This is a genomic window from Nonlabens sp. (assembly GCF_047636915.1).
In the GTDB taxonomy this organism is placed as follows: Bacteria; Bacteroidota; Bacteroidia; order Flavobacteriales; family Flavobacteriaceae; genus Nonlabens.
This window is the reverse complement of the sequence record NZ_JBLIGN010000114.1, coordinates 1-6,438: the sequence shown is the minus strand read 5'-3', so window position 1 is coordinate 6,438 and position 6,438 is coordinate 1. Positions and strand designations below refer to the sequence as shown.

5 protein-coding genes and 1 pseudogene are annotated in these 6,438 nt (G+C 34.9%); all 6 read left to right on the top strand.

Annotation, left to right across the window (positions count from 1 at the left end):
- Positions 1-203 (top strand): annotated as a pseudogene (locus ACJAT0_RS12065) (WD40 repeat domain-containing protein); the annotation flags it as partial.
- Positions 204-274: 71 nt separating this feature from the next.
- Positions 275-1,372, top strand: a complete 1,098-nt coding sequence (locus ACJAT0_RS12060; protein WP_415181857.1) for an Mrp/NBP35 family ATP-binding protein — start codon at positions 275-277, stop codon at positions 1,370-1,372.
- A 308-nt stretch (positions 1,373-1,680) separates the two neighbouring features.
- Complete coding sequence (locus tag ACJAT0_RS12055) at positions 1,681-2,013, top strand: tetratricopeptide repeat protein (protein WP_415181856.1); 333 nt, start codon at positions 1,681-1,683, stop codon at positions 2,011-2,013.
- Positions 2,014-2,087: 74 nt separating this feature from the next.
- A complete protein-coding gene (ricT, locus tag ACJAT0_RS12050; protein ID WP_374003928.1) occupies positions 2,088-2,996 on the top strand; it encodes a regulatory iron-sulfur-containing complex subunit RicT in 909 nt (302 codons plus the stop codon).
- A gap of 766 nt (positions 2,997-3,762) precedes the next feature.
- Positions 3,763-4,758 carry a lipoate--protein ligase gene (locus ACJAT0_RS12045; protein ID WP_415181855.1) on the top strand — a complete coding sequence of 332 codons (996 nt, stop codon included), beginning with the start codon at positions 3,763-3,765 and terminating at the stop codon, positions 4,756-4,758.
- Between the two features lie 446 nt (positions 4,759-5,204).
- Positions 5,205-5,717, top strand: coding sequence for a hypothetical protein (locus ACJAT0_RS12040; protein WP_415181854.1), 513 nt, complete (start codon positions 5,205-5,207; stop codon positions 5,715-5,717).
- Positions 5,718-6,438: the final 721 nt, after the last annotated feature.

The window sequence follows — 6,438 nt, the reverse complement described above, 5'->3', positions numbered from 1 at the left end:
ATTTATTTGCAACTGCTAGCCGCGATAAAACGGTCAAAATTTGGGATGCAAAAACATATCAATTATTAAAACGCATCACAAAAGAAAATTTTGAAGCACATACCCATTCTGTAAATAAATTAATCTGGAGTACGTATCATAATTATTTGGTTTCTGTAGGGGATGATAGAATGGTTATGGTTAGAGAAGTCAATAGGAAATAAAATTTGACAGCCATTTAAACTTGGGGATTCGGTAAATAATAATAATCATATTAACTAGAAGGAGTACAAAAATGAACGTCACGAAAGAACGAGTTTTAGAAGCCTTAAAAAATGTAGAAGATCCTGATTTAAAGAAAGATTTGGTAACCCTTGGTATGATAAAGGATATAGAACTAAATGGTAAAAACATTAGTTTTACCGTAGTTCTTACAACGCCTGCTTGCCCACTGAAAGAATTGATTCGTAAGAGTTGTATAGATGCAATTTTACATCATATAGATGAAGATGCAAATGTTAATGTAAAAATGACCTCTGATGTATCATCTCGTAAAAGCGGCGGGCCTATATTGCCCAACGTAAAAAATATTATCGGGATAGCATCAGGCAAAGGCGGTGTTGGGAAATCTACAGTGGCTTCCAACTTAGCTTTAGCCTTGGTGAAGTTAGGTGCATCGGTTGGTTTGGTTGATGCAGATATTTATGGTCCCTCACAAACCATTATGTTTGATGTTATGGATGCAAAACCCATGAATAAAGAGATTGACGGCGTAAATAAAATGATTCCCATAGAACGTTTTGGGGTTAAATTATTATCTATAGGTTTTTTTGTGGATACTTCCCAAGCTCTTGTATGGCGTGGGCCAATGGCATCAAAAGCAGTTGTTCAAATGTTTCAGGAAGCAGATTGGGGTGAATTAGATTATATGATTATTGATTTACCTCCAGGAACCGGCGACATTCATTTAACCTTAGTTGGCGCTGTTCCTTTGAATGGAGTTGTAATCGTCAGTACGCCTCAATTTGTGGCATTGGCAGATGCAAAAAAAGGTGTGGGAATGTTTCAATTACCATCCATAAATGTACCTGTTTTAGGAATTGTAGAAAACATGTCTTATTTCAGTCCGCCAGAGGAGCCAGAGAAGCGATATCACATTTTCGGCAAGGACGGAGCTAAGAAACTTGCAGAAGAATTAGAAGTTCCATTATTGGGTGAAATACCACTGGTGCAAGGCATCTGCGAATCTGGAGACTCGGGAACCCCGGCTGTACTTCAAGATAACACACCGCAAGCTATTGCCTATATGGAAATGGCACGTAAGGTGGCACAACAAGTGTCTATACAAAACGCAAAAGAACCAAAAGTAAAGGTGGCAGATGTTAAATGGTAAAATATCAAAATGACGCTGATTATCACTCAATATTCCAATTACGGGACCTATAAGACATAATTTTTATCCTGGTTTTTAATATTGGGTGGAGCGTATGATTCATAATTACGAGCACAAAAAAAAAACACTATATAGGTTATTAGGGTTCTCATTAAAACCTTGATATAAACAATTTCACGGTATTGCTTGCAAATAAATTAGATCACCATCAATTTCAACCGTTATTTTATCAAGTTGCTATCACACAATTAGAACCATCAAATATCTTATTCCGTTTGGAGAAATATTTTAGAAAACAAAACAAAATAATGAAAAGTAGGATAGAACAATTACAAGAATATTTAAAGGAGGATAGCAATGACTCTTTTCTCAGATATGCATTAGCACTGGAATATGTGAGGGTGGAGAAAAATGACGCCGCAACAGATTGCTTTTTGAAATTGATAAAGGATGATGAAAATTATATAGCGAGTTACTATCAATTGGGGAAATTATATGAGTCGCTGAATCACTTAGAAAAAGCAGTTATAATCTATAAAAAGGGAATTGAGATTGCGCAAAAAAGCGAGAATAAAAAAACGCTTTTAGAATTACAGGAAGCCTGTAATATGCTTTTAGAGATTGATGAAGATGACCAGTAATAGGCCCTTTTTTATGAAACCGATAAGTTTAGAATTTTATTCACTCTTGAAAAGAGCCTAAAATAAAGATTGATATGGATTATGATAATTATTCAACGGAGGGTTCTTCTATTCCTAGAGGCTTCAAAAGTAGGGGTTCGAGTCTTGTGTATGGATCTAGTCAATCAGATGTATATGATTGGTTGTCGGATGTTTTTATACCACCTGCTTTTAAAGTTTGTACTATTATAGAGATAAAGTTCAAAGGATCCCGTAAAGAATTCTATCTTAATCTTAAAAATATAGACCTCAAAAGTGGCCAATTGGTTGTTGTGGAAGGCAATATGGGTGGTTATGATGTTGGGCATGTTTCCTTAACTGGTGAACTGGTTCGTTTGCAGCTTAAGAAAAAGAATGTGCGTGCAGAGGATGTGGTTAAAAAACTCTATCGCAGCGCAAATTCTGCCGATATAACCCAATGGAAGCTGGCTAAAGAACTTGAATTATATACTTTGCGTAAAGCTCGGGTTTTAGTTAAAGAGCTTGACTTATTTATGAAACTAACCGACGTTGACTACCAGGGCGATATATCTAAAGCCACATTTTATTACACCGCCGAAGGACGCGTGGATTATCGAGTGTTAATTAAACACCTTTCCGAAGCCTTTCGTGTGCGCATAGTTATGCGTCAAATTGGGATGCGTGAAGAAGCAAATCGAATTGGTGATATTGGTCCTTGTGGAAGTTATGTATGCTGTCGTATTTGGTCTACTAATTTTAAAACAGATTCCCCTTTTTTTGCAAGTCACAAAAAAACACCAAGATGGCAAGGCAATAGATTTGATTGCTACATCAAGGAGGAGAGCTTGAATAATAGCGGTACTAAATGGAATGATTTGACCGATAAAACGCAAGGAAGAAACAAAGCGATAGTTGCTAAGTCTTTGACATATCCAGACGTTGTAGGTCAGGATAGTATAACCCGTTTTGATACTAAAGGATAGAAGGGTAAAAAATAAATTCATAAAACACCAGCCACAATAATTACTCAAATGCATTAAAATATAAATTGATGTTAGAACATAAAGTTAAATTGTTTTGGTAAAAGGAGTCAGAAGATTACTCTTTTAAAAAGTAGGATCTTATGAACGGATGGAAAATCTGGGGCACTATTGTTGCTAAGGCCTCTGCTGACTCTGAGTGTTTTGGTGAAAAAGAATTTGTAAACTTTTAAAAGCTTTTGTAAGTTTTGACAGGTTCTCCTTTCAATCTATCGCATCAGTGCAAAAAAGCATCACAGAAATTTAGGAAGATGACGCAATAACTATTTTATAAAAAAACGAAAAATCAAGACCTGTTATAGCAAGACTTTGTATTAGTCTAAAAAAAAACTTTACAGGAGATACTATTGCGGATAAAACGATACTAATTGAAATACACTTTAGTACACGCACTAAATGTTTAGGGCAAACGCAGTTTTAACGGAGATAATTATGGAACCTGTATTTTTATTAAGCATATAGAGGTCCCTGTATAAATACGTATTTTAGAGTCCATAAATAGGGTGCTTCATGGATCTATTTGAAGTGTGCGATTTGCTAGAATTTGTGCAGCAGTTTAAAACAAATGAAAACAGCAAAGAGTACCAGTATAAATTATGAGGCAATAAGAGGATAGAGCCGCAACCGTTCAAATAAGCTGTTTCAAATTCCTAAATATTTTCTAAAATCTATAATTCTAATTTTTTGATTCATTTTAAACTTTATTTTCATGGCCATGTTTTGTATAGATAGTGAGAGTCTTGATCCTTACTTTAATCAAGCAGTAGAGGAGTACTTCCTTAAGAATTTTAACGATAATATTTTCATGCTGTGGCGCAATAACAACGCTATTATCGTAGGTAAACATCAAAATACTCTTGCCGAGATAAACGTAAATCATGTAAAGCATCGAGGTATAAAGGTAGTAAGACGCCTTACCGGTGGCGGAGCTGTTTTTCACGATTTGGGAAACATCAACTATACCTTTATAATGGGCTATGGTAAGGAAGGAGCAAAAGTGGATTTTAAAAAATACAATCAGCCTATTATTGATGTTTTAGCGGGACTGGGAGTAAAGGCTCATTTTTCTGGTAGAAACGACATTCTAATTGACGACCAAAAGTTTTCTGGTAATGCAGAACACATCTATCATCAAAAGCAAAGAGTGTTGCACCATGGTACCTTGCTTTATGCTTCTGAAATTCAGGATATATCAGATGCTTTGAACGTAAACCCCTTAAAGTTTGAAGGGAAAGCTCGAAAATCGGTAAGGAGCAGGGTGACAAATATTTCTAGCCATCTAAAAGATGATATTGGCGTAGATCAGTTTCGCCAAAAGGTGATGAACCACATTACTGAAACGTACCCTGATGCTATTCCTTACCAATTAACTCTAAAGGATAAAGCCGCCATTCAAAAACTAGCAGATGAAAAGTACAGCACTTGGTCATGGAACTATGGCTATTCTCCCAAGTATGGTTTAAAGAAAGGAGTAAAGACAAATGGAGGGCATGTGGAAGTACATCTTAATGTGTATAAAGGGGTAATTACTGAACTCGACATTTTTGGTGACTTCTTCGTAAACCGTGACATAGAAGAAGTAAAACAAGCTTTGATAGGATTGGAGCACCGCCAGGAAGCCGTATGGAATAAATTAAAGGAAATCAAAAGTAGCGAGTATTTCAATAATATTTCTGAGGAGGAGTTGGTAGCAGCCTTCTTTTGAATGGAAAGTACTATTTGAAAATGCTATGTTTTTGAGCAAACTTTTTTATGCATTCACCAGGAACGAATATTTCTTTTTTCCTCTTTTAGGGTACTGTTTTAAGGTCACATCATCACTTATCGCCGCATAAATTTTCCGGAGTTATGTAGTAGATAATTCCTTAGCCATTTGATATACAGATGCAGCGGTTAACATGTCTTTTTAGGTATCCAAAATAAGGTAAGAAGAATCGAATTTGCGTTTTATCATGTAAAGGATTTGTTGAAGTAGTATAAGAGAATCTATTTTCTAAACAATTCTATAAAACGGTCAAGTAAATAGTTAATCAAAAATATAACATTCTTAAAATTAGTGATAAAGAAGTTATTTTTAGAGACGGAAAACCCTCATAAAGAAGTAAACTTCTTTGAGACCTTTATTAACGAAGGAATAATTTTAAAAAAAAAATGCCATTTAAAGACACAGCACCGAAAAAAAGAATTGAATATCAGGGTAAAAACATTCGTGTTTCTAGAACTAGCGGTGTCTCTGCGACAAAAACAGTATCTAAAGATGGGTATGCTGCTACTTTTAATACTAATCACGGCATCAGACTTCATAAAAGACTTTTTAAAGGAGCTAGGATGGGGTTTCAAAATGGAAATTTTCAATTTATCGGCAGGTATAATAGCGGCCCTTTTAATTTCAACGTCTCTAAAACAGGGCTTAGTACCTCCATAAAAAATAAAAGAGGTTCCTATAATATAATAAAGCCTAATTATTCCAGCTTTAAATTTGCAGGCGTTCAAGTAAGAGGCAAAAACGCTGCGACACTTCAGCTATTCTTTATGGCATTTACACTTGTCATAAATGTCATAAAATTGCTCTGGCACATTATGATTAGCCTACTGTGGATGACGTTTTTGACACTAAAATGGATGGTAGATTTTATAATAGGTTTTTATAAGGGATATAAGTAAAACAACAATAAGAACAACACAAACAATGTTTGGGCTTTTCAGAGCTTTCTTACTAAAAAAGGCAGCAGTTTCGCCGCTTTTTTTACAGACAATTTTATGGTAGAAAAACACACAATACGGTTAGTAGATTTAAAAGTCTTCCTAAGCCAAAAATCAAAAAGGACTTCTTTATTTTCTGCCTGCCTGCTTTCTTAAGTAAAGGCCACCTATATCAGACGTGTTTAACAACATACCAATCATTAATGTTCTTGCCTTCTTAAAAAAAGGTTTCTTTTACACATAAAATTAAAACTTACAACTGTTGCACCCAAGTTAAAATATTTTATTTTTATTCATATATAGCAAAGGTTTCAAGAAGCTATTCATACAACACGGTGATACATTAGTTATTTAGGTTTTTCCTATTAAAATTTGCGAATTAAAGTTACGGTGTAGAAGGGTGGCATTCAGCCCTGAATTTTTTTTTAAAAACTGTTATTTTTTTAAAAGACAGGAAAAAACTTTATTATTGTACGCTTTGACTTAGGTTAATTAATTTTCTTCCTTCTTCCATTGAGGCAAGAAAAAGCAAAACCTTTTAAAAAGACCCAATGAAAAAAATAACACTCGTGGCCTGTCTATTACTTGTTACACAATTAATGTATTCACAACAAACCATTCCAACATCAGGAGGAGATGCCACAGGCAGCGGAGGTTCCTCCAGTTATACGGTTGGGCAATT

Excerpts from the sequence above, each read along its gene's own strand:
- ACJAT0_RS12060 (WP_415181857.1), top strand. The coding sequence starts at position 275 with ATGAACGTCACGAAAGAACGAGTTTTAGAAGCCTTAAAAAATGTAGAA.
- ACJAT0_RS12055 (WP_415181856.1), top strand. The coding sequence starts at position 1,681 with ATGAAAAGTAGGATAGAACAATTACAAGAATATTTAAAGGAGGATAGC.
- ricT (WP_374003928.1), top strand. The coding sequence starts at position 2,088 with ATGGATTATGATAATTATTCAACGGAGGGTTCTTCTATTCCTAGAGGC.
- ACJAT0_RS12045 (WP_415181855.1), top strand. The coding sequence starts at position 3,763 with ATGGCCATGTTTTGTATAGATAGTGAGAGTCTTGATCCTTACTTTAAT.
- ACJAT0_RS12040 (WP_415181854.1), top strand. The coding sequence starts at position 5,205 with ATGCCATTTAAAGACACAGCACCGAAAAAAAGAATTGAATATCAGGGT.